Source organism: Mucilaginibacter corticis (genome assembly GCF_007558865.1).
Classification (GTDB): domain Bacteria; phylum Bacteroidota; class Bacteroidia; order Sphingobacteriales; family Sphingobacteriaceae; genus Mucilaginibacter; species Mucilaginibacter corticis.
Window position 1 is genome coordinate 501,055 of sequence record NZ_VLPK01000003.1, and the last position, 24,361, is coordinate 525,415.

The 24,361-nt window shown below is 41.2% G+C and carries 26 protein-coding genes; 9 read left to right on the forward strand and 17 right to left on the reverse strand.

What is annotated here, in order from left to right:
* The first annotated feature begins 15 nt into the window (after positions 1–15).
* Positions 16–1,134, forward strand: coding sequence for a GNAT family N-acetyltransferase (locus tag FO440_RS17615; RefSeq protein WP_144249597.1), 1,119 nt, complete (start codon positions 16–18; stop codon positions 1,132–1,134).
* A gap of 96 nt (positions 1,135–1,230) precedes the next feature.
* On the opposite strand, the gene FO440_RS17620 is transcribed toward FO440_RS17615, so the two are convergent.
* The 8 genes from FO440_RS17620 to FO440_RS17655 all read right to left on the reverse strand — a co-directional run bounded on the left by FO440_RS17620 (position 1,231) and on the right by FO440_RS17655 (position 7,932).
* Positions 1,231–1,572, reverse strand: coding sequence for a helix-turn-helix domain-containing protein (locus FO440_RS17620; protein ID WP_144249598.1), 342 nt, complete (start codon positions 1,570–1,572; stop codon positions 1,231–1,233).
* A gap of 63 nt (positions 1,573–1,635) precedes the next feature.
* On the reverse strand, positions 1,636–2,994 hold the full coding sequence (locus tag FO440_RS17625) for a UDP-N-acetylmuramate--L-alanine ligase (protein WP_144249599.1): 1,359 nt from the start codon (positions 2,992–2,994) through the stop codon (positions 1,636–1,638).
* Positions 2,995–3,153: 159 nt separating this feature from the next.
* The gene (locus FO440_RS17630) at positions 3,154–4,002 is read right to left on the reverse strand and encodes a universal stress protein (protein WP_144249600.1); all 849 of its coding nucleotides are present in this window, start codon (positions 4,000–4,002) and stop codon (positions 3,154–3,156) included.
* Positions 4,003–4,189: 187 nt separating this feature from the next.
* A complete protein-coding gene (gene prmA / locus FO440_RS17635) occupies positions 4,190–5,026 on the reverse strand; it encodes a 50S ribosomal protein L11 methyltransferase (RefSeq protein WP_144249601.1) in 837 nt (278 codons plus the stop codon).
* On the reverse strand, positions 5,023–5,496 hold the full coding sequence (locus FO440_RS17640) for a hypothetical protein (RefSeq protein WP_144249602.1): 474 nt from the start codon (positions 5,494–5,496) through the stop codon (positions 5,023–5,025). The genes prmA and FO440_RS17640 overlap by 4 nt, the downstream gene beginning before the upstream one ends.
* Before the next feature lie 93 nt (positions 5,497–5,589).
* Positions 5,590–6,354 (reverse strand): triose-phosphate isomerase, encoded by a 765-nt coding sequence (gene tpiA, locus FO440_RS17645; RefSeq protein WP_144249603.1) that lies wholly within the window; start codon positions 6,352–6,354, stop codon positions 5,590–5,592.
* Positions 6,355–6,457: 103 nt separating this feature from the next.
* Complete coding sequence (locus FO440_RS17650; RefSeq protein ID WP_144249604.1) at positions 6,458–7,618, reverse strand: GlmU family protein; 1,161 nt, start codon at positions 7,616–7,618, stop codon at positions 6,458–6,460.
* Between the two features lie 65 nt (positions 7,619–7,683).
* Entirely contained in the window at positions 7,684–7,932 is a 249-nt protein-coding gene (locus tag FO440_RS17655; RefSeq protein ID WP_144249605.1) for a type B 50S ribosomal protein L31, read from the reverse strand.
* Between the two features lie 247 nt (positions 7,933–8,179).
* Here FO440_RS17655 and bla point away from each other — a divergent pair, with 247 nt between their 5' ends.
* Positions 8,180–9,085, forward strand: a complete 906-nt coding sequence (bla, locus tag FO440_RS17660; RefSeq protein WP_144249606.1) for a class A beta-lactamase — start codon at positions 8,180–8,182, stop codon at positions 9,083–9,085.
* A gap of 65 nt (positions 9,086–9,150) precedes the next feature.
* Here bla and FO440_RS17665 read toward each other — a convergent pair whose 3' ends face one another.
* The 3 genes from FO440_RS17665 to FO440_RS17675 form a co-directional block, all read right to left on the reverse strand.
* A complete protein-coding gene (locus FO440_RS17665) occupies positions 9,151–9,927 on the reverse strand; it encodes a DUF6348 family protein (protein ID WP_144249607.1) in 777 nt (258 codons plus the stop codon).
* Between the two features lie 55 nt (positions 9,928–9,982).
* Positions 9,983–10,393: a methylmalonyl-CoA epimerase gene (mce, locus tag FO440_RS17670; RefSeq protein WP_144249608.1), complete on the reverse strand. Its 411-nt coding sequence runs from the start codon at positions 10,391–10,393 to the stop codon at positions 9,983–9,985.
* Positions 10,394–10,612: 219 nt separating this feature from the next.
* Complete coding sequence (locus tag FO440_RS17675) at positions 10,613–12,091, reverse strand: TonB-dependent receptor (RefSeq protein WP_144249609.1); 1,479 nt, start codon at positions 12,089–12,091, stop codon at positions 10,613–10,615.
* A gap of 265 nt (positions 12,092–12,356) precedes the next feature.
* On the opposite strand from FO440_RS17675, the gene FO440_RS17680 reads away from it, so the two are divergent.
* The 3 genes from FO440_RS17680 (at position 12,357) to FO440_RS17690 (ending at position 14,526) form a co-directional block, all read left to right on the forward strand.
* Entirely contained in the window at positions 12,357–13,568 is a 1,212-nt protein-coding gene (locus tag FO440_RS17680; protein ID WP_144249610.1) for an IscS subfamily cysteine desulfurase, read from the forward strand.
* A gap of 104 nt (positions 13,569–13,672) precedes the next feature.
* On the forward strand, positions 13,673–14,086 hold the full coding sequence (gene iscU, locus FO440_RS17685; RefSeq protein ID WP_144249611.1) for a Fe-S cluster assembly scaffold IscU: 414 nt from the start codon (positions 13,673–13,675) through the stop codon (positions 14,084–14,086).
* Positions 14,087–14,199: 113 nt separating this feature from the next.
* Positions 14,200–14,526: a HesB/IscA family protein gene (locus FO440_RS17690; RefSeq protein WP_144249612.1), complete on the forward strand. Its 327-nt coding sequence runs from the start codon at positions 14,200–14,202 to the stop codon at positions 14,524–14,526.
* A 116-nt stretch (positions 14,527–14,642) separates the two neighbouring features.
* On the opposite strand, the gene FO440_RS17695 is transcribed toward FO440_RS17690, so the two are convergent.
* On the reverse strand, positions 14,643–15,263 hold the full coding sequence (locus FO440_RS17695) for a nuclear transport factor 2 family protein (RefSeq protein WP_144249613.1): 621 nt from the start codon (positions 15,261–15,263) through the stop codon (positions 14,643–14,645).
* A 280-nt stretch (positions 15,264–15,543) separates the two neighbouring features.
* Here FO440_RS17695 and FO440_RS17700 point away from each other — a divergent pair, with 280 nt between their 5' ends.
* Positions 15,544–17,457, forward strand: a complete 1,914-nt coding sequence (locus tag FO440_RS17700; protein WP_144249614.1) for an AMP-dependent synthetase/ligase — start codon at positions 15,544–15,546, stop codon at positions 17,455–17,457.
* Positions 17,458–17,490: 33 nt separating this feature from the next.
* Positions 17,491–17,697 carry a hypothetical protein gene (locus tag FO440_RS17705; RefSeq protein ID WP_144249615.1) on the forward strand — a complete coding sequence of 69 codons (207 nt, stop codon included), beginning with the start codon at positions 17,491–17,493 and terminating at the stop codon, positions 17,695–17,697.
* Positions 17,698–17,700: 3 nt separating this feature from the next.
* Here the strand turns inward: FO440_RS17705 and FO440_RS17710 are convergent, their stop codons facing one another.
* From FO440_RS17710 to FO440_RS17725, 4 genes are all read right to left on the reverse strand, one after another.
* Positions 17,701–18,480, reverse strand: coding sequence for a hypothetical protein (locus tag FO440_RS17710; RefSeq protein ID WP_144249616.1), 780 nt, complete (start codon positions 18,478–18,480; stop codon positions 17,701–17,703).
* A 256-nt stretch (positions 18,481–18,736) separates the two neighbouring features.
* On the reverse strand, positions 18,737–19,420 hold the full coding sequence (locus FO440_RS17715; protein ID WP_144249617.1) for an HAD family hydrolase: 684 nt from the start codon (positions 19,418–19,420) through the stop codon (positions 18,737–18,739).
* A gap of 37 nt (positions 19,421–19,457) precedes the next feature.
* On the reverse strand, positions 19,458–20,612 hold the full coding sequence (locus FO440_RS17720) for an SDR family NAD(P)-dependent oxidoreductase (protein WP_144249618.1): 1,155 nt from the start codon (positions 20,610–20,612) through the stop codon (positions 19,458–19,460).
* Between the two features lie 66 nt (positions 20,613–20,678).
* Entirely contained in the window at positions 20,679–21,572 is an 894-nt protein-coding gene (locus tag FO440_RS17725) for a helix-turn-helix domain-containing protein (protein ID WP_144249619.1), read from the reverse strand.
* Between the two features lie 78 nt (positions 21,573–21,650).
* On the opposite strand from FO440_RS17725, the gene lysS reads away from it, so the two are divergent.
* Both lysS and FO440_RS17735 read left to right on the forward strand, forming a co-directional pair.
* A complete protein-coding gene (lysS, locus tag FO440_RS17730) occupies positions 21,651–23,372 on the forward strand; it encodes a lysine--tRNA ligase (protein ID WP_144249620.1) in 1,722 nt (573 codons plus the stop codon).
* A gap of 175 nt (positions 23,373–23,547) precedes the next feature.
* The gene (locus FO440_RS17735; RefSeq protein WP_144249621.1) at positions 23,548–23,760 is read left to right on the forward strand and encodes a hypothetical protein; all 213 of its coding nucleotides are present in this window, start codon (positions 23,548–23,550) and stop codon (positions 23,758–23,760) included.
* A gap of 39 nt (positions 23,761–23,799) precedes the next feature.
* On the opposite strand, the gene FO440_RS17740 is transcribed toward FO440_RS17735, so the two are convergent.
* Positions 23,800–24,360, reverse strand: coding sequence for a DUF2892 domain-containing protein (locus FO440_RS17740; RefSeq protein WP_144249622.1), 561 nt, complete (start codon positions 24,358–24,360; stop codon positions 23,800–23,802).
* Position 24,361 lies beyond the last annotated feature (1 nt).

Consider the following 24,361-nt stretch of genomic DNA (forward strand, 5'->3'; position numbering starts at 1 on the left):
ATTTAAAATCCATTCATGACCGTTATTGAAGTTACAGATAAAGCCACAAAAAAAGCATTTTTAGATACTGCCCGCATCATTTATAAAAATGATAATAACTGGGTTTGCCCGCTTGATAATGATGTTGAAGCTGTTTTTGACCCGCTTAAAAATAATTTTCATAAATACGGTAAATGCACCCGGTGGATCTTAAAAAATAACAAAGGCAACCTGATTGGAAGAGTTGCCGCGTTCATTAACAATAAGAAAGCATATCATTATGAACAGCCTACCGGCGGGATGGGATTTTTTGAATGTATCAATGACGAAAAAGCCGCTTTCCTTCTGTTTGACACTGCTAAGAATTGGTTAAAAAATAATGGCATGCAGGCCATGGATGGGCCGATTAACTTCGGCGAAAATGATACTTTTTGGGGGTTGCTGGTCGAAGGCTTTTCACCACCGTCATATGGCATGAATTACAACCCACCTTACTACCAGGTGATTTTTGATAACTATGGCTTTAAAAAAATGTACGAACAGATCACCAATCACCTGGATGTACATAAGCCATTCCCGGAGCGTTTTTATAAAATAGCTAAATGGGTTAGTCAAAAACCGGGCTATGAATTTAAACATCTTGAAACAAAACAGATAGAAAAATTCGCGGCCGATTTTATTGAAATTTATAACGATGCCTGGGCCGACTTTGAAAATTTTGTCCCGATAAATTACAATACCATATTAGAAAGTTTTAATAAAATGAAGCCTATTATGGATGAAAACTTAATACTATTTGCCTATGTAAATGGCGAACCGGCATCGTTCAATATAGTTTTGCCGGATGCCAACCAAATGTTAAAGCCGCTTAACGGAAAACTTAACCTGGTAGGGAAGCTTAAATTTCTGTATTATAAGTGGAAAGGCGTAAACCGTATGCGGGCCATAGTAATGGGTACCAAGCAAAAGTTCCAAAATCATGGCTTAGAATCTGCATTGTTTATCAAACTGGGCGAGTATGTGCTACCGCTTAATCAATACGATGTGTTAGAATTATCCTGGGTTGGAGATTTTAATGAAAAAATGGTGGCGTTACACGCTTCGATGGGTGCAACTTTTGCCAATAAGCATTTAACTATGCGTTATGTTTTCTAACCTGTAAACGACAAAGAGCAAAGAAAAAAGGCTTATACGCATATATTCCATATACGTATAAGCCTTTTAATTTTATGGATAGTTAAGTTTTTAAACTTAAGCTGTTATTTTATTGTGACGCAGTTCTTCAAAAAGTTCAATAACTTTCTTTTGCAGTTCAATTATTTCTATTTCTCTGTCTGTCAGCTTTTTATTAACAATATCTAACTCATTAACAAATTTTTGTTCTTGCTCCAGATCGTTAAATGTAAGTAATTGAACAACCGACATTTCGAACAAATTTGATATTTGCTCAAGGCGCGACAGGTTGATATCGGTAATACCGGTTTCTATTTTAGAAAAAGCAGGAATAGAAATATCTAACCTTTTTGCTACATCTTCCTGGCTCCATGCCTTTTGGTGACGTAATAGTCTGATTTTTTTTCCTAGTGACTTCATTTCAGGGGATAAGGGTTTCTCAATAGTTAATAAAGTTACTAATTATTTTTTATTTACAACTATTTATTCTAATATTTTATTTTTTAGATCAACCAGGTTTATCCCGCCGAAGTTCCCTGAGCTCATCATCAGCAAGTTAGCATTAACTAACTTCAATTTTTGAAGCTGGCTTAATAGTAATTGCGGATCATTAAAAAACGTCAGATCGTCCTTTAAAAACGCGGCTTTAACTGTCTCAGCAGGATAAGGTTCCATCTTTTTTTGCTCGAAAGTTTTCTTATCAATAAATACTATTGCTTCATCAGCCTCGTCCATCGTACCGGCATATTCTGCTAAAAAATCCTTATTTAAACTGCTAAAGGTGTGCAACTCAATACAGGCTATCAGTTTCCTGTCCGGAAACTGCGTCTTTACCGCATGGATAGTCGCCAGTAACTTTGACGGCGAGTGTGCAAAATCTTTAAAAACTGTCCCGCTATCATTTTTACCTACCAGCTCCAGCCTGCGTGCCGCGCCTTTAAACGTTGTGATATGGTTATAAAATTCGGCTTTAGCAATGCCCAAGTCTTCGCAAACCAGGCGTGCGGCTTGCATATTAAGCAGGTTATGCTCGCCGAAAACTTCTAAAGGGTATTTTTCGCCGTCTGACAGAATTGTAGTAACCCCGTTTTCAATGCTATATTCAGGCAGGGCATAAGGCTGTTTGATTGCGTTTGATTCGTCTTCGGCAACAACTTCCTCTAAAACCTTATCCGTTTTACTGTAGATCAGCGTACCGCCGGGCTGTATGGTTTCGATAAAGATCTTAAACTGGTCGATATAACTTTTAAACGTCGGGAACACGTTGATATGATCCCAGGCTATCCCGCTGATAACCCCGATATTAGCTTTATACAAGTGAAATTTAGGCCGCCTGTCAATCGGCGAAGCCAGGTATTCATCACCTTCAATTACAATGATTGGGGCCTCTTTGGTTAGTTTCACCATGGTTTCAAAGCCTTCCAATTGCGCGCCCACCAGGTAATCAAAGTCTTTGCCGGCTGCCTGCAGCACATGTAATATCATTGATGTAATGGTAGTTTTGCCGTGACTACCCCCTATTACAACCCGCAATTTATCTTTTGACTGCTCGTAAATATATTCGGGGTATGAATATACTTTTATACCCAGTTCCTGCGCCTTTAGCAACTCGGGGTTATCAACGCGCGCGTGCATTCCCAGGATTATCGCATCAAGATCTTTGGTGATCTTTTCGGGGTACCAGCCGTTTTCTTTGGGTAAGATACCATATTTGGCCAGCCGAGAAACCGATGGCTCAAATAACACATCGTCAGACCCGGTTACTTCAAATCCTTTTTTATGTAAGGCAATGGCAAGATTGTGCATGGCACTGCCGCCAATAGCTATAAAATGTACCCTCATATAATTTAGCAGACGCTTTTATCCGCTGCAAATAAACACAAAAACGCTTGGCTTAACAAGCCTTATCACTTCACCCCTCCCAAACCCTCCCCAATGGAGAGGGCTTTGATTAGCTTATTTAAATTCTCCCTACCGGAGGAGATCAGAGGGCAAACCTCATTACTTCAATAACAACACTGGTACAGCTGCGCTTTCTGCCAGTTGCTGCGAGACACTGTCATGCAACAGCGACTGGAAAAAGCTATACTTATGCGGCAAGGCAATTACAAGTTGAGCGTCATTATCCGTAGCAAAATGGAGTATCCCGTTTATCACATCTGTATTGTTTACGTAGCTGTAGGTTGGTTGATAAGGCGACAACATTTTATGCAAAGCGGTTTCCTCGGCCCGGCGCTCTGCATCGCCGGCAAGGTGCCTTGAATCTTTATCAATGTTTACCACCAGCAGTTCAAATTTTTTCTTATCCAGCAAGCGTTTCAAGGATTCAAGCGGTACGGTTTCTTTAACCTTATCAAAATCGCAGGCAACAACTACGCGCCTGATATTTTCAAAATCATAAGACGGCGGCACTACAATTACCGGCACCGGGCTGGCTTTTGATATTTTTATTACGTGGCTACCCACCTGCGAATCGTTTTTACTGGTATTACCCTTGCTGCCTAAAATTACCAAATCGGCATTTTTGTCTTCTACATTTTCAATAACGGCACGCAGCAGGTGCGACCGGTTAAGGTGAGTGGTAATTTGAACTCCTTCCCTAACCAATTTACTTAATTTATGCTTTAAATGTTCCAGGTTTTTTATCCTGTCGGCAGCATTTTGCTCTATCTCCTCCTCTCGTAATTGCACCATATCCGGGTTAGGCAGCATCGTCTCCAGTGGCGAGACATAGTAAGCATTTAACAAAACAATGTGCTCAACATTGGTTTGTTTACTTAGTTCGGCGGCAAATTCTGCAGCGTGTACGGACGCGCGCGAAAAATCGATGGGTACAAGATAGGTCTTCATTATATTAGAATTTATAAAATATATGTCTTTTTGACTTTTTAGGTCTAAAAGTTAGTATATACAAAATTACTTGGTCTTTAGGTTCTCTTTGTCAGATAAAACACATAAATATAAATAGAGTTTACGTAGAATTAACAACAAAATTGTTGTTCTGCGTAATCAAATAATGAAGATTAGAACCGGAAGATTATTTGATAAACTTAGCGGCCACCCACTCTTTATCCTTTTTGTGGATAATGTATTTCAGGCCGTATTTGCGGGCTTCGTCAGTAATGATATCAAGGTCTGGGGTTTCATAAAACCCGCTGAAATAGATCTCGCCATCGGGCTTTAAGGCTTCCGCGTAGCGCGACATCTGATCGATCAATATATTGCGGTTAATGTTGGCCAGGATAACATCATATTGCTCGTCGGGAATAGCTTCTTTTGATCCGCAGAGCGCGGTAATGTTATCAATATGGTTTAGCTGCGCGTTCTCAATAGTGCTGTCATAACAAACCGGGTCATAATCAATAGCCACTACACGCCCGGCACCAAGCTTGGCAGCCATTATCGCCAGGATACCGGTACCGCATCCCATATCCAATACCTCTTTGCCGGCAAAATCATTCTCAAGCATTAATTGCAGCATCATGGCTGTAGTTTGATGATGGCCGGTGCCAAAAGCCATCTTGGGGTCAATCACTATCTCATACTTAAACTCGGGCCTTGGCTCGTGGAAAGTAGCGCGTACAAACACCTGGTCGCCAATGGTTATGGGTTCAAAATTACTTTCCCATACTTCGTTCCAGTTTTTTTGGGGGATAAGCGTTACTTCGTAACTGAACGTAAAAAGGTCGCGGTAGGGCAATAAGGTTTCTCGAACCAGTTCCTCGTTAAAATCATCAGCCGGGATATATGCCTTAAAACCCAGGTCCACCTCCTCAAACGTATCAAAACCTACCTCGCCCAAAGCATTGATCAAAAGGTCCTGCTGGTAATCTTCGGTAGTTATGGTAGTGAAAAGGAGTTCGTAGTAATTCATGATTCGTTATCAGTTTCGGCGACGGGTTGCGTTTTTCTAAACGCTTTCCAGTCTAACAGGTACAGTAATAAAAAATTGATCACCCAATAAAACAGCTGCACCCCTGTCATAAACCAGCCGATATCAATAAAGCGGCTCTTTTTTGTTTCAGGATCCCAGATCGCATAAGCCAATCCGAAAGCAAATATCGCGCAAATCAAAATCAAAGTTATAAAAATAAGAATAGCCGATTTTGGTTTCGCTATGATCTTTCTCCATAGCGGCATTACAATTAAGAATTGGGTAAGTAAGGCAATGATTATTTGCGCGGGCGCAAATATTTTATAATAAGAGATGAGGCCGTAAACAGAGTCTTCGCCCATGTTCTCGGCCGCGTTAACGTGGTGAAAAACAGGGGTGAATTTTATAAATAAAGCAAACGCCCAAAAAGCAAATAAAGGGGGCAGTATAACTTTAATAAAATACTTCATTTTAGTAGCAAGTAGTTAGTATCAAGCAGCAAGACATTGATTTTGTTTAAAATAGTTTCACTTATCTTGATACTAATTACTCAATACTAAGTCTTAGTTAAAAGCTTTTACAATATCGGTAAAATCGCGTGATTTTAGTGACGCGCCGCCGATTAAACCGCCGTCTATATCCGCGCAGCCAAATAATTCTGAAGCGTTTTTAGGGTTGCAGCTGCCGCCATATAGTATGGTAGTAGCATCGGCAACCGACTGATCATATTTAGCGGCAATTTCCTTGCGGATAAACGCGTGGATCTCCTGCGCCTGGTCTGACGTTGCGGTTACACCTGTACCAATGGCCCAAACAGGCTCATAAGCCAAAACCAATTTAGCAAATTGTGTGGCATCTAAATGAAAAACACCTTCAACCAATTGGCTTTTTATTACATCAAAATGCTGGTTTGACTCGCGCTCCTGCAAAGTCTCGCCGATGCAGAAGATCGGTTTCAGATCATTAGCTAAGGCTGTATCCGTTTTTTTAGCCAGCAGCTCATTGGTTTCGCCAAAATACTGGCGACGCTCTGAGTGGCCTAAAATAACGTAAGCAGCGCCAACAGATTTAACCTGCCTTGCAGACACCTCGCCGGTATAAGCGCCGCTTTCTGCCTGGTGCGCGTTTTGCGCGCCGATAGAAACCTTTGCCGAACCTTTAGCCAGCTGAACCAGGCTATGTAAATGAATAAACGGGCTGCAAACCACAACTTCCTGCGTTCCGGTAGCTTCGTCTTTAACCATATTTACAACTTCAGAAAACAAAGACAAACCTTCGTTATAATCTAAGTTCATTTTCCAGTTTCCGGCAACAATTTTTTTTCTCATGATTGGTTTTTTAATAGACCATGGTCCATAGTCAATGGACCATAGTATGGTGATTTATAATTTATTTTAACCATGGACTATCGGCCATGGACTATCGACTTATTTAAAATACTTTTCTATACTTTTCTGTAAGCGTAAAAACTGTCCTTAACAGTTCCTGTTCAATTTCATCAAACGGACGGGTGCGACGTTCATAAACCAGCTGGGCGGTTTCAAACATTTTCTTGATTGAATATACCTCAAAACCATGTGCTCCGCCCCAAGCAAAATCAGGCACAAAGTTACGCGGGTAACCTGCACCAAAAACATTAGCACTTACCCCTACGACTGTACCTGTGTTAAACATGGTATTAATACCGCATTTAGCATGATCGGCCATGATCAAGCCACAAAATTGCAAACCTGTTTTACGGAAACGCTCTGTAGTGTAATCCCAAAGCTTTACCTCGGCATAGTTATTTTTAAGGTTTGAGTTATTGCTGTCGGCACCGATATTGCACCATTCGCCTAACACAGCATTGCCCAAATAACCTTCATGCCCTTTAGATGAATAGCCCCAGATCACGGCGTTATTGATCTCGCCGCCAACGCGCGAAAAAGGCCCTATGGTAGTTGCACCATAGATCTTACTACCCATTTTAATTTGAGAGTTATCACAAAGCGCTAAAGCGCCCCTGATATTTGTACCTTCCCAAACGCTGCTGTTTTTACCTAGGTAAATTGGGCCATTTGTGGTGTTAAACGTCGAGCATTCGGCAGTTGCGCCTTCTTCAGCAAAAAAATCAGCACCTATAATGGTATTAGTATCGCTGATTTTAACACTTTCACGGCCTTTGGTTAATAGTTTATAGTCTTTACGCAGCTCGATATCATTCTTACTGAAGATATGCTCTGGATGTTTTATACTGATAAAAAACGGATTGTAATTGGTAACGTTACTAAACTCGCTATCCGTAGCACCCTTTGCTGCTATTAAAAACTCGCCCTGTTTTAATGCCTCGCCTGTTTTAAGCTGGCTGATGGCTTCAAGTAATCCCTCATCAGGGCAAACAGAACCATTGATATACAGGTCATCAATCCCTGTTTTCACGGGATATTTAGCTTGCAGATAAGGTTGTGTCTGGAAAGAATAGGTTGTATCCAGGTGTTTGGCCCATTTCTCGGCAATGGTGAGTATACCAATGCGCAGATCAGCAACCGGGCGGGTGTATGTTAACGGTAGAAGTGTTTGGTGTGCGTTATCGTCAAATAGGATAATTGCCATGGCGCAAAAATAAAAAAAGTCCCGACTGCAAAGCCGGGACCGGGAAATATTTTATCAACAAGCTATTAGTTCTTGTTGTAACGGGTACGGAATTTATCAATACGGCCCGCAGTATCAACCAGTTTCATTTTACCGGTGTAAAAAGGGTGCGATGTATGAGAAATCTCTAATTTTACTAACGGATATTCGTTACCGTCTTCCCATTTTACAGTTTCACGGGTGTCGATACATGATTTAGTGATAAAAGAATAGTCGTTAGACATATCTTTAAATACAACTAATCTATAGTTTGATGGATGCAGATCTTTTTTCATCTTTATAATTTGTTCTATGTCGGTGATGAAGCTATCATAAGCATTAATTTGCCTTTGGCAGCTTATGATGGTTTCATCTTTATAATTCTCTTCTTCTTTCTAATAAAAGAGGTGCAAATGTAGTGATATAATTCAAAAGTAAAAAGTCAAAATTAAAAAATTATTAACAGTTTGAAAAATGGGTATTGAAGATGAAAGATTGGTAGTTTTGAGGAAGTTACTTATGTCTTATCTTAATTATCCAGTAATGACAACTTGTAAGTCATTATTAGTAAACATTTCATTCGCTTTGGTCTTTCTCTTCCAAACCAATTTATCATTCGGGCAGAATGTACTGCAAGCAAAGATCGGCCAATGCGCAAAAAATGCAAATGGCAACGTTGGCGTTTACGCATTGGTGTTGGAAACCGGCGAAACAGTTTCTTACAATGGCGATAAAAAGTTCCCGATGCAAAGTGTGTACAAATTCCCCATCGCTATGGCTGTGCTTGACAGGGTTGATAAAAAACAGCTATCCCTCAACAAAAAGATCAGTGTTACCAAAGCCGACTATATCGCTAAGATCGGGCATAGCCCGCTGCGTGATAAATTTCCAAACGGTACGGACATTGCTATTAAAGACCTGGTAAAATACAGCGTTTCAGAAAGTGATGGTTCAGCATCTGATGTATTAGTGCGGCTATTGGGCGGCACAAAGTTCGCGAATGAATATGTTCATCGACTGGGTGTAAAAGATATAGCGATAGCTACAACAGAGAAGATCCAGGTTGAAAATGACACGATACAATATCAAAACTGGGCTACCCCAAAGGCAATGACCAGTCTTTTAAACATTTTCTACACCCGACATAAACTTTCTGCAAGCAGCAGGGCTGTGTTGTTAAATGACATGATCACCTCAACTCCCGGCGCTAAAAGATTAAAGGGTTTACTGCCTGTGGGAACCATTGTAGCGCACAAAACCGGCACGGCAGGCACCTTCAACGGCTTAACAAGGGCCACAAACGATGCCGGGATAATCACACTACCCAACGGCAAACATTTGGCGATAACGGTTTTTATAGCTGACTCGCACTCAAGCGAAGAAATACGGGAATTGACTATAGCAAAGATCGGTAAGGCTGCTTTTGATTATTGGGGCGGTGGAAAGTAACGCGATAGTCTGAAGACTATTTGCATAATAGTTCGAAGTCACAGACTTCGAACAGCGGGGGAAAATCAGGAACTTATATTATTCACTTTATCGTATGCGTCACATCGTCTGAACAAGATAAACTGTTTCATACCTTTAAATTCACCGGGCATTTCCCAGCTCTTAGCATAATTGAAAATTTCTTTTTCGCCCAACTCCCAAGGAACGTTATTAAAAAGGCATTCGCCAATAATCTCCCCATCGGCCCTTTTTGAAATATAAACCTTTAACCAGTTTATTTTGTTATTGCTTAACCGACTTGGAATTTTATCCTTTAATAAATCAAAAATCAGTTCGGTTTGCGGTTGTTCACTCCATTCACCTTGTATCAGTAAGTCTCCTAATTTGGGATGAAACAACATATATTCGCCATTTATCATCGCCATAAAGTCAAGGTCAGGGTCGTGACTATCCGTAAAACTGTCAATTATGGTTACAAATGTTGAAGTTATATAATTGTTTAAAGCAGTATTGGTTTGATCTTCAATTGAGAGTCCGGCACCCACAATACTTTCTATTATTCCGTCAGGAAAATATATCGCGTGCGAAGCAGATACCATTAGATGCATTATGCTTGGATGGCTGTCTGGGTTTTCTACTACCATTACACCTATTTCTAAATCATTATTCACGATTATAGACAGGTATTGTGTATGTCTTTCAACCCGATATCCCATTTCAACAAGCCGAGACTCAAGAGCAGCCAACACATATGCATTTTTATTCAACCGGGGCAGCTCATTTCTTTGTACATCTTCAGGTGTTTCAGTTATTTTTTTCTTAAAAAAATCAAATAAGCCCATTCGTTTTGTTGTCTTGTGTTATTACCAGAGAAGTAAAATACGCTATATCATAAAGTTATGGATTAGGCACTAACTCCTGCACCAACTCTACCAACACCCCACCCGCGGTTTTAGGATGTACAAAACAAACCAGCTTATTATCAGCGCCGGGTTTAGGTTCATCGTTTAGCAAAACAAAACCTTCACCTTTAAGTCTGGCCATTTCGGCTTTAATATCATCAACCTCAAATGCGATGTGATGGATCCCCTCTCCTTTTTTGGCGATGAATTTGGCTATCGGGCTATCGGCAGATGATGCTTCAAGGAGTTCTATTTTGTTGGGGCCGCTTTGCAAGAACGCGGTTTTAACACCTTCGGTGACCACCTCTTCAATTTTGTAAACAGTGGTATTTAATAGTTTTTCATACAGGCTGCCGGCAGCTTCAAGATCGCTTACGGCAATGCCAATATGTTCTATTTTGTTCATATACAAATATATAAATATTTTAGAAGTATGGTGGCGCTATACTGTCAGAAAATGGCTGCACAAAAACACACCTGTAAGTCAGGAAAAGTGTACCAAACTGTACCACCAAACCGAATTACGGAAATTAATCTATTCATTTGCAACAACATACAAAAAAGGTGTACCAAACTGTATCACCGGGAGACACTCAATTTGGCACACGTGATCGGGCTGCAAAACCTACTGAGCCGTCGTGTTTTCCGTCGGCTGATCTAACGCATTAGCCGTGCCGGTAGCGCATGGGTAACCAAACAGGCAACGCTCCTTGATCATGGCCGCTACTTCGTTAGGTACGTATTGCTCCCAGCCTTCAACACCCTGCTTGATCAGTTGCAGCACAATGTCGGTCTGCACATGCAGGTTACTTTCGTTATAGTTGCGGATATCCTCGATCTTGTTATTGGCTATCAGGTAACGGTACAGGTCAATGAGGTGCGGTGGCGGGTAAAAGCGCAGGCAATTCATGATCACGCCGTTACGCAGCGTAGGGTATATAAACAGCTTCACCTTACGGCTAAACAGCGTAGCAAACGATTCAAGGATGCCACCCGGCAGGTCTTTATAATGCTCCTCAGAGAAGATGTACTCCAGGTTGGGATAGCCCAGCACCACGCCCATTTTAAGGCTGGTGATCTTTGACAGGTATGCTACCAGCTTATAATACTCGTGGAAGTTAGAGATCAATACCGTTTGCCCAAGCGAGCAAAGAATGTCTACACGGTCAAGGAAGTCTTTTTCGTCGATCTCGGCGCTTTCGTCGGCGTTACGCTCTTTCAGGGCTTGCAGCGTTAGTTCGCTCAATACCACCACATTCGCTTTATCTACGTCGGGCTCTTCTTTAAACTGCTTTACACCTGTAGTCAACATATCTAAGTGCACATTAATAATCGGGCGGAAACGGCCGCGGATAACGCAGATATGCTTTTTATACAACGCTTCTGAGGGTTGCTGGTTCTCGCCATCAGGCCCGAACAAAGCGGCGTCTGAGAAGCCGTATTTTACCAGGTGCAGGCTCATCAGGCGGTTATCCACCTTCTCAAAGTCAGGCCCTTCAAACCTGATCATGTCTATTTGGATACGGTCCTTAGCCAGCTCGTCCATCAGCGACAGCAGGAAGATATTCGGCGTGGCATGGTAATAAAAGCAGGCATAAACCAGGTTTACGCCCAGTACGCCTACCGCTTGCTGCTGCAGGTTACTGTCATTGTCCATCAGCTTAACATGTATTATTACATCGTTAAACGGGCCGTTGGGCTTTAACTGAAAGCGTACGCCCATCCAGCCGTGGGCCTCGTTTGTTTTGTGATAGTTAAGGGTAGATACAGTATCTGAAAAAGCGAAGAACGTTGTGGTATCGCCCCGTTGCGAGGCTAAACGCTCTATCAATAAGTTGTATTCATGCTCGAGCATGGCCATCAGGCGCGACTCGCTTACATAACGTTTAACCTTTAGCGCACCATAAATAGCGTCAGACACGGTCATGTCATAAGCCGACATGGTTTTAGCTATGGTACCTGATGATGCGCCGGCTTTAAAAAAATTGGCCGCTACGTCCTGGCCCGCGCCAATTTCGGCAAATGATCCGTAAATTTCGGGGTCGAGGTTGATGGCAAGGGCTTTTTGTTTTGTGCCAATATCTTTATTATACGTGATATTCATACACTTAAGTATTTGTAGTTAACTGTTGCCATTGTGTTGGTAAGAACGACTTAAAATTACGCTTTTTTAAGACACGGGAACCTAATTTTTTGAAAAAGATAAGGCAGGCGGTTTTCAAGATGTGTTGATATCCGTTTTTTTGGTACAGATATTCTTTAGATCATACAATGCTCAAATTATTAGTTTAAGATGACCATTTTGCCCTATATTGAATGATTTTAAATTAAAATGTTTGCATATCTTTGTACTATTAATATATTTAGATATGAATATCCCGATTTACCTTGATAACAATGCTACGACACCTATGGATCCACGGGTGCTGGAAGCTATGATACCTTACTTTACCTCAAAGTTTGGTAATGCTGCCAGCCGTAACCACCCGTTTGGATGGGTAGCCGAAGAAGGTGTTGATTACGCACGTGAGCAAGTGGCCAAGTTAATAGGTGCCAGCGAAAAAGAGATCATCTTTACATCAGGTGCTACAGAATCAGACAACCTGGCTATAAAAGGTGTTTTTGAAATGTATAAAGAAAAAGGTAACCACATTGTCACTACGGTTACTGAACATAAAGCTGTATTAGATGCCTGCAAGCACGTTGAAAAACTGGGCGGCAGGGTAACTTATCTTCCGGTTAAAGAAGATGGTTTGGTTGATCTTGCTGTACTGGAAGCCGCTATGACAAACGAAACTATTTTAGTTTCGATCATGTATGGTAACAACGAAATAGGTGTTATACAGCCTATAAAAGAAATATCAGCCATTGCGCACAAATATGGCGCCTTGTTTATGACCGATGCTGTACAGGCTGTTGGTAAAATACCTGTTGATGTTAACAAAGACGGTATTGACCTGCTGGCTTTATCGGCACATAAATTTTATGGCCCTAAAGGTGTAGGCGCATTATACGTACGCCGTAAAGGACCGCGTGTTAAAGTAACCGCGCAAATGGACGGTGGCGGCCACGAACGCGGTATGCGTTCGGGTACCTTAAACGTACCGGGCATTGTTGGTTTAGGTAAAGCTGCCGAACTTTGCATGCTTGAAATGGAAAGCGAAGCCAAACGTTTATCTGCTTTACGCGATAAATTACAAAATGGCTTAACCGTGTTAGAAGAAAGCTATGTAAACGGTAACGTTGACCATCGTCTACCGCATGTGGCTAACATCAGCTTCAAATATGTTGAGGGCGAAGGTTTGATGATGGCGATGAAAGACCTGGCTGTTTCTTCAGGATCAGCCTGTACATCAGCATCGTTAGAGCCATCATACGTATTAAAAAGTTTAGGCTTATCTGATGATCTGGCACACTCTTCGATACGTTTTGGCTTGGGCAGGTTCACTACCGAAGAGGAAGTTGATTACGCTATCGAGGTAACTAAAAAAGCGGTTACACACTTACGTGATCTTTCACCGCTTTGGGAAATGTTTAAAGAAGGCATTGACCTTGACTCGATTGAGTGGGCAGAACACTAAGCCCCCCGGCCCCCTAAAGGGGGAGTATGGAGGGATTAAAATATAATTAAACATAAACAACTCTTATTCCCCCTTTAGGGGGTTAGGGGGCAAAACTTAATAAAATGGCTTATTCAGATAAAGTAATTGATCATTACACTAACCCACGTAACGTTGGTACCTTAGACAAAAGCAGTCATAAGGTAGGTACCGGCCTGGTTGGTGCACCCGAGTGCGGCGACGTAATGCGCCTGCAAATTGAAGTTGGGGATGACAACATCATCACCGACGCAAAATTCAAAACTTTTGGCTGCGGTTCGGCTATCGCTTCATCATCATTAGCTACCGAGTGGTTAAAAGGTAAAACTATCGACGACGCTATGAAAATTGACAACATGGATATTGTTGAAGAACTGGCATTGCCGCCGGTAAAAATTCACTGCTCTGTTTTGGCAGAAGATGCTATTAAAGCAGCAATTAACGACTTCCGCGTTAAAAACGGCATGGAAGCAATTGAGCTTGAAAAATCACACCACTAAGAATTACAGTAGCAAGTATATAGTATCAAGTAGTAAGACATTTGATACCATTAACATAATCAAGCTTTTAATTTGTCTTGATACTGGGTACTTGATACTCAATACTAACAACTATGGTAACTGTAACTGATAAAGCGAAAAGTAAAATAGATAACCTGATGACGGATTCGGGGCTTGATGCCTCTTATTTCCTGAGGGTTTCTGTTCAGGGCGGAGGATGTTCGGGGTTATCTTATAACCTTGACTTTGATAACGAAGAAAAAAAGGGCGACCAGTTTTTTGAAGACAAAGGTGTGCGCATGGCTTTAGATATGAAATCGTTCCTGTACCTTGCCGGTACCGAGCTTGATTTTTCGGATGGCTTGAACGGTAAAGGATTTAACTTCCATAACCCTAACGCCAGCCGTACCTGCGGTTGCGGCGAGAGTTTCTCTGTATAAAGAGAGATTACACAGATTTTGATACAAAAAACACCGATCTTGTTTTACAAGATCGGTGTTTTTTGTTTATGGCAATTGTAGAGACGCGATACATCGCGTCTCTAATCTATAAATTGTTACAGCATACCGTTACCGTGCATCATCACATCCGAGATCTTCTGTTTCACGCTTAAAACCTGGTCTATCATCTCATCATTAACCCGCAAGATATCATATCGCGCAAAGCGAATATCTTGTTCATTATATTCTAATTGAACGATAACCATATCCCCTTCTCCTATCACGCGGTAAACTTTGCAGTCTTCCATCAATTCATATCTTGCTCTAACCAAATCTTTATTGGTCACGGCATTTGCGTTCAGATCAATTACAAATCCATCAAATTCAGGATGATTAACCTCCTGCACTACGTCCCAATGTTCTGCAAGTTGGCCATTCTGCAATCTAAAAAGATCAAGCACCAACATTTGCTTACCCATAAATGCAATGTACAGTAAACCGGCAACCAGGTCGCCATCTGCTAATAATAGTTTTACAGGCGATGTTTTTTCTGTGGATGGTGGCAAGGTTTTCAGGAAGCAGATCATTTCCCGTATTCCCTCCCTGCCGTCTTTTCCGGCAGGGCTATGTTGAATATAATCTTTGCGAACGTAAACATCGATCAGTGATTCATTCCGTTCTTTTATAATTTCTTTATAAAATTGAGCCACTACGGCTTTGTTGGATTTTGTTTCCATATCAAATTGTTTTGGGCAGTTATAAAATTGCCCGGTAAATATTTTAGTATTAAAATTTAGAATTAGCGCAATAGCGCTTCATTACCGACGATACCGGCAACGTAAAACCTGTTTAACAGGCCGGATTTTTGGCAATCCTGATTTGATATGTGGTGATAGTAATTATGCAGTGAAGGTAACAAAAGCTTACATCAGAACAAAAAATCAGTGAAATCATTTAACCAATCGGCGAAATCAAAAAAAAATATAGTTTTGCTAAAGCAATCAACCAATTTAAACAATGACTTTAGTTAACGAGCGTACTACCGTACCCAGCCTGATCCGTTATTTGGTAAAAAATATCCACCCGGATACCCATAACTTTTTAAGTCATAAAGTTGGTGACGCATGGGTTGATATCACCTATCGCGAAGCATTGAACAGGATAGACGCTATATCTGCCTGGTTTATTAACATCGGCATAAAAAAAGGCGACCGGCTGGCACTGATCATTGAGAATGGCCCTGACTATATCTATTATGACCAGGCCTTGCAGCAGATAGGCGCGGTAAATACATCCATATACCCTACCCTTACTGAAACCGAAATAGAATATATTTTAAATGACTCGGGCGCGCGGACAATCATTTGCGGCAACCCGTTTCTGTTCAGGAAAGTTCTTAAAGTTGCCAATAATTGCGCCGCGTTAGAGCGGATCATCCCCGCATTTGATGATTACGAAAAGCACCTGGAGAAACAAAAATTAAACGCCGGCGTGATTGGCTTTAAAGACTTAATTACAACAGGACTTACGCTGGTAAATCAGCATCAGTCAGCAATTAACAGCGCGCGCGAAGCTATATTACCTACTGATCTTTCCTGCCTGATCTATACTTCCGGGACAACCGGCACACCTAAAGGGGTTATGCTTACGCACCATAACCTGGTTGAGAACGTACGAGTATCTTTGATCCAGATCCCTATTATTGAAAGCACGGATGTATTTTTATCTTTCCTCCCATTATCGCACGTGTTTGAGCGTACGGCTACTTACCACGTCTGTTTATACTCGGGCGCTAAAATAGCCTTTGCGCAAAGCCTGGAGCTTTTGGCAAAAAACATGGGCGAGATTAAGCCCAATGTGATGAACTGTGTACCGCGTTTGTTAGAGCGTATACATGACCGCGCTATGAAAAACGGCACCAGCGCTGGCGGTTTAAAATCAAAGATCTTTTTGTGGGCATTAGAGGTTGGCAAGAAACACCGCATAGCTAACGAAGATGGCAAAACATCTGGCCCGATACTAAATGCGCAACACGCCCTGGCAGAAAAACTGGTTTTCAGCAAAATAAAAGAGCGCACGGGTGGTAACTTAAAGATCATGCTATCGGGCGGCGGCGCGCTGCCTAAAAACATCGGCGAGTTTTTTGGCGACCTAGGCATTAAGGTATTAGAAGGCTTTGGCCTTACAGAAACATCGCCGGTAATGGCGGTAACCGAAGTGCACCGCCAAGTGTATGGCACCGTTGGCCGCATTGTCCCGGGCATTGAGGTGGCCATACAAAATGTAGATACCAAACAGATCTATACCGTGCAAACGCACGACTCATTTAAAGAAAGCTTTGAGTCGGAAGAAGGCGAGATCATTGTACGGGGGCATTGTGTGATGAAGGGCTATTTAAACAAACCCGAAGAAACGGCGGCTACAATTGATAAAGACGGCTGGCTGCACACCGGCGACATTGGCCGTTACTACAAAGGCAATCTGCAAATTACCGACCGTCTGAAAAATATGCTGGTTAACGCCTACGGTAAAAATATATACCCTACACCTGTAGAAAACACTTACCTGAAAAGCCCTAAAATTGAAGGCGTGTTTTTGTTAGGCGATAAACGCGAATATATCACCGCCATCATTATCCCCGCAAAAGAAGCCTTGCAGGAACAATTTGGTTTAAAAGAGGATTTCTTTGAAAATGCAGATCCGTTTATTGAGGATAAGGAGATAAAAGACTGGCTTAACAGTGATATCCGCAAACTATCTAACGAACTGGCCAAATTTGAGCGGATAAAAAACTTCAAAGTAAAACGCAAACCTTTTAGCATGGAAGACGGCGAGATCACTCCTACCATGAAACCCAAACGCAAAATCATTGAAAAGAAATATGCTTACGCGATAGAGGATCTGTATAAAGGAGATGTGGAAGCGGATTAAGGAATAATTAGTAAAATATTGAAAGCTATCAAAATGAAAATAAAGCCAAATAATGAATTTACTAATGCGATTACGAAAATTAAAGAATCATTAAACAATTCGATATCAGAAATTGATTATTTAAAGAATAAATATATAAATCAAGAATTAACTGATTACGAAAAAAATTATTTAGAACATTTCGATTGCATTAAATTTCTTTTAACTGAATTAAAAAATGACATACGTTATAAAGATTAACAATTAAAAATTATTTATATCTACACCATTATTCTTCAACCAATTGCTGTCAAACCTTCCGCTTGGACCTTTGATCCAATGATTTATCAAAGGAATCATTTTGCCTTTTTTATAAATATTTGTTTGTTTATGCAGAGCCCCGCCTTGGGCTGACGGTGTATATATTGAAATAAATTCGCGCCCACTTATTTGGGTTTCTATTTTTATTTTATCCCAATGTTTCGCCCATATACCGTCCGGTTTTCTTGTTAAATAAATAGTTTTAATAGCATCATTTTTCTGCAAATACTTAATTATGTTGTCTGTATTCCATTCAACTTGGTTCAAATTATGAAGATCAGACAGACCACCAATTTTACCTTTTTTTCCATCTTGGATTAAATTAAACTCATTATTCTGGTACAAAATAGTGTCATCACCCAAAATTTCATATTCACTATTATTATGGAATAAACATAGAATCAAATCTGCAAATGTCAACCTTAATTTATTACATAACGTAAATATTTCATTTAATTCAGGATTCAAAACTTCAGCTGGCTTACCTCTTAATTGCATTCTTGGGTTATCTATCAAAACTTCGTTATGAATAAATAAATTTTTTAATCCTGGCCATAAATAATTCCTGCCGTAAAAAAAATCTGCAAAGTTTTCCTTTGTATTAGGATTGTTTGTTCCTAAAAACATAACTTCTGGTTGATAAGGGGTAATGTCAAGTATAGCATTATGGGTTTGAAAGCCACACTTAAAATCGGTTTCGTAAAATTTATGATAAATAGACATGGTTTTTTAGGATATCTTTTAATATACTAAAAAGAATTATGGTTTTTATCATCAAATTGTCATTCCCAAACAGTTGCCTATTTAGACGATCAATTAAAATTAATAAATTGTGGCGCAATATTGCCAGTGATTTTTGTCCCATTTTGTCCCACCATTTTTAAACAAGAAATTAACCATCAGCCACTTAACTAAAAACGCTGTCCCACTTGTCCCATCTGTCACACACTTCCGTGGGACAATTGTGACATAAACCGAACTACACAAATCCCAAAATATCCCTGATGCACTCCACACTTTTAAACATGCCGCTATCAATGCTGTGTTCAATTTCTTCGTGGGCCCAGGTGATATGGTAAGGCACATGGATGGCGTAGCCGCCGACATTTAGCACCGGCAGGATATCGCTTTTAAGGGAGTTACCTACCATCAGCAACTCACTGGGGCGGATGTCCAAGTGTTTGATCAGTTTTAAATAGTTGGCATCATCCTTTTCGGACATTACCTCAACATGGTGAAAATAATTGGCGATGTTTGATTTTTTAAGTTTACGCTCCTGGTCAAGCAGGTCGCCTTTGGTGGCTACCACCAGCCGGTATCGTCCTTTCAGCGCCCGAAGCACTTCTTCTACCCCATCCAGCAGTTCAAGCGGCTGGTTAAGCATTTGCTTGCCCAGCTCAATGATGTCGCCAATGGTTTTAGCGCTGATCATGTTATTGGTTACGGCCATGGCTGTTTCTATCATGGATAGCACAAAACCCTTAATACCGTAACCATATAATCCAAGATTGCCTATTTCAACTTTCAGCAACTCGCGTTCAAGTTCATGCCGTGGCAGGTATTCTTCCAATAAAGTACAAAAAGCTTCTTCCGACTGCCTGAAATAAGGTTCATTTACCCAAAGTGTATCATCAGCGTCAAAAGCTATTACTTTAATGTCCATATAGCAAAGGTATCAAACAGAAACCATTTGCAAAATACTACCATGGGCTTTCCTGATCTGCGGCTTCAATATCTTGGCTAAAAAACTTCCCGGTAGGCCCATCGGCGCCGAGGGTGGCATACTTAACAATAATTGTCGCGGCATCTTCAACCGTCCCCGGCCCATTATGTCGGTTAAAATCTGTTTTTGTCCAGCCCGGATCAACCGCATTTACCTTAAATGCGGTATCCTTTAATTCATAAGCCAAGTGGACGGTATAAGCATTCAAAGCAGTTTTTGACGGCCCATAAGCAGCGCCTTTAACGTTATAGTATTTCCAGTTTGGATCGCTGTGCAGGGTTAGCGAGCCTAAGCCTGATGTCACATTCACTATTCTTGGCTCAGGCGATTTTCTAAGTACCTCAATAAAGCTCTGAATCATATTTATAACGCCAAAGAAATTGGTATCAAAAACCTTCCTGATAGATGATAACGGCTCGGACGTAGGTGGTTGCGGTACATTGCCAAGTATACCGGCATTGTTGATCAATACATCAAGTTCAGTTATCTTTTTACTGGCTGCTTTAACAGATGCAGGATCGCTTACATCAAGCTGTAATAATTCGACGTTATTAAGCCCTTCGGTTTTTAGTTGGTTTATGGCCTCCTGTCCATTGTGAAGGTCGCGGCTACCCAGGTATACAAAATATCCTTGTTGCAGCAGTTGTCTGGCTGTTTCAAAGCCAATGCTTTTGTTGGCTCCTGTAATGAGTACTTTTTTCATATTAGTTGTGTTTATGGTCAGCAGCTTTGGCAGCATATCCGTAATATCGCGGATGCTCCAATGCTCCATGTACCTGTTGTTTTTTAAGGTGATGATATCGATAATGTTAATGTCTACAACTTGGCCGCTGGGTTGCACGCCCAACAGCGGCGCAATATGTCGTCCGCGGATAGTTTTGCGCGTAACAACCTTTTCGCCTTCGGCTACTTGGTCATATATAATCACTTCCCTTTCGGTTAGTGCTTGGTGCATGATATTGATGGTAAAGTCAAGTATCCCTTGCGGACCCGGCGCTGTACCAGGCGGAGCGGTATAGTTAATAAAATCGGGGTGGATAATTTCAAGCAATGCTTCAACATTGCCTTGTTGCATAACTTCTTTATTGAAGCGGAGTACGGTTGCCTTGTTTGCTGATTCTTGTTCTGTCATTAATAGTTGTTTAACAAAAACAAAGGTAGGCCGGCGTTTTTCAGTAAAACTGCACTTAAGCAGGCATTAATGGTACATTTCGCGGATCTGCTTTCTGTAACCCGCCGGGGTTTGGTCACTCAACCTTTTAAAGAAACGGTTAAAGTAGGATGCATCTTCAAAGCCCAGGCTAAAAGCGATCTCCTTGATGGATTGATCGGTATGAAAAAGCAGGCGCTTGGTCTCTAACATCAAGCGGTCGTGAATATGAGCAATAGCAGGCTTGCCGCTTTGCTCTTTAACTAATTCGCTTAAATACCCGGCAGATATATTCAGCATATCCGCATAGGCAGATACCTCATGGTAATCCGTGTAATGCTCTTCAATTTTTGAAAGGTATCTTTTCAGCACAACACGATCCTGCGCGGTATCCTTTTGGCTAAACTGTTCGGTGTATAACCTGCTCAGGTAAATAAACAATATGCGCATATAGCCCATCAGCATGCTTTGCTGCCAATTGCCGTGAGCTTTATTTTCGGCATATATTTTCTCCAGCATATCCTCAATAAACAATACATCAGCATCATTCAGGATAAGTTCGTGGCCGTTATCCGGGTTCTGTATAATAGGTAGCTGCCGCAGCAGGCTATTTTCTTCAAGTGCTAAGAAATCATCAGTAAAACAAAGCGTCATGCCGGTTAATGGTTTGGCTTCTTCTTTTAGATGTACCTGGTGTGGCACCGTAAAATAGAATGTATTGGGCTTTAGCTTATAGGGCGTCATGTCTATCCAATGGCGCGTCGAACCATCCTTTACAAACGCACAGAAATAATAACCCTTACGGTGCGGGATCAAAAAATCCTCTAACCGGTAATTAACAATACAATTTGCCTTGTTAACAGTAAAGATTCTGCTGCCGGTATTTACATCGGGCGCAAGGGCATAACTGGGTATGGCTACTTCGGTATCAGTTTGGTACATATTCAAAGTTAAGCTTATCCTAACATACAACCGGAAAAAATCCTATTTTTGCACCTCAATAAAATATCGTCACAAAAAATGAGTATTGCATTATCCGAACAGGAAATTATTCGCCGCGAATCTTTACAACAATTACGTGCCCTGGGCATTAACCCGTATCCTGCAGAAGAATATAAGATCACCACTTCTGCACAGGATATCACCGATAATTTTCAGACTAATCCGGATAATTATAAACAGGTAGCTATTGCCGGCCGTATCATGATGCGCCGCATAATGGGCAATGCCTCTTTTTTTGAACTGCAGGACAGCTCGGGCCGTGTGCAGGTGTATATTAAACGTGACGATATTTGCCCGGGAGAAGATAAAACCCTTTACAATACCGTATTTAAAAAGCTACTGGATATTGGTGACTACGTAGGTGTTAAAGGCTACGTTTTTATCACCCAAACCGGGGAGATCTCTGTACATACACAAGAGTTGACTATCCTGTCAAAATCATTAAAGCCGCTGCCTGTCGTACGCAGGGATGATGAGGGCAATATTTATGACGCCTTTACCGACCCGGAAATGCGTTACCGCCAGCGTTATGTTGATTTAACGGTTAACCCCGAATACAAACAGATCTTTATTAAAAGATCAAAAGTGATAAGCGCTATGCGCAATTACTTTAACGCCCAGGGATGGATGGAGGTTGAAACCCCTATCCTGCAAGCTATACATGGAGGCGCGGCAGCGCGGCCGTTCGCTACGCACCATAACACTCTGGACATGCCGCTGTTTTTGCGCATAGCCAACGAGTTATATTTAAAAAGATTGATCGTAGCCGGTTTTGACGGCGTTTATGAGTTTGGTAAAATGTTCCGTAACGAGGGCATGGACCGTACGCATAACCCTGAGTTTACCGCTATGGAAATATACGTGGCCTATAAAGATTATATCTGGATGATGGCCATGGTTGAAGAATGTTTAGAGCAGGTAGCGCGCGCGGTACACGGCATTGCCGCGGTACAGGTTGGCGCTAACGAGATAAACTTCGCCGGCCCTTACACCCGTTTAACCATGTACGAGTCTATCCAGAAATATACTGGTATTGACGTATCGGCCATGGACGAAACAGGCTTACGTGAAGTATGTGCCGATTTAAAGATAGAGGTTGATGCCAGTATGGGTAAAGGTAAACTGATCGATGAGATCTTCAGCGCCAAAGTTGAAGCTAACCTGATACAGCCTACTTACATTACCGACTACCCTATAGAAATGACCCCGTTGGCTAAAAAACACCGTACCAAAGATGGTTTGGTTGAGCGTTTTGAGTTGTTTGTGAACGGTAAAGAAATAGCGAATGCCTACTCAGAGTTGAATGACCCTATTGACCAGCGCGAACGTTTAGAGGAGCAATTGATATTAGCAGGCCGCGGTGACGATGAGGCCATGGCAATGGACGACGACTTTTTACGTGCCCTGGAATATGGTATGCCGCCAACTTCAGGCCTGGGTATTGGCATTGACCGCCTGGTGATGCTGCTAACTAACCAAAGCACTATACAGGAAGTATTATTCTTCCCGCAAATGCGTCCTGAGAAAAAGGCAAAAGTTGCCACGGCCGATGATTTTGTAAAAATTGGTGTACCGGCAGAATGGGTACAGGTACTCAATAAAATGGGCTTTAATACCGTTGAAGAGTTAAAGGCTGCAAACCCAAACAAAGTGTTTAATGATCTGGGCGGTATGCGCAAAAAGCTAAAACTTGAAATTACTATGCCTGCGAAGGAAGTAGTGATGGCCTGGTTTGAATAGTACTATTGTATTAATCGCAGATTGAGCGTATTGATCATAAAATCCGATTAATCTGCGATCAAATTAATTATCCACCAGTGTTATTAACAATTCTTTAATGTAATAATAAAATGTGGGAAACTTTGGCATTTAATGTGTTACGTATTTTTACAATCACACATTGATGCAAAGACTTATGACTAACTCAATATTAGAAATAACCGACAACGAATACCTGATAAAACTGAACAGATCAAACTTCAATTTATCATTTATAAGAAGCCTTTTAAAAATGGTTGAGGTTGCAAACCCGACGGAGGACGTTTATTCGACGCCTGACAGGAACATCAGCTACAATCAAAATCACTCGTCAGAGCCTGATTATTTTAGCTCGCTTGAAGAAAAATAGGCTGTAAAACAATCTCTGTTTTACAGCCTATTTTATTTATTAAAACTTTTGTCTAAAGCCTCCTCTTTGGCTTGTTACTACTTGTTTGTCCATTTGGGCCATTTGCTGCTTCATCATTTTTATCTGTTCTGTAAGCAGTTTATTCTTATCATCTTTTGATGCTTCCTGCAAATACATCTGTGCTTCGCGCTTGTTGCGTTTAGCCATTGATATACCTGCCAGGCTTAATTTAGCCAGTGCCGTATTGTGCGACATGGTCATGCCCAACTGTAAAGCTTTCTTAAAAAATTTCTCAGATTTTAAAGGCGCTTTGCGCGATTCTATCAAACCTAACAACAGGTTATAATAACCATGCTGATTTTTATGTAATTGTTTTTCGTAATCTGATATTTTCAGTAACCACTCTTCGGCTTTGTCAGACTTTTCTTTACGTAGAAAATACTGTGCTATGATCATGTTCTCATTAAAGAAGAACGATAACAATATCACACCGCCCAATAATAACACCAATATCCCCCATCCCCAAAAACTAAACACGCAAAGTGCTACAGCGGCACCAAAAAAAACGCAGGCTATAATCAGCCGAACTATATTTGACATA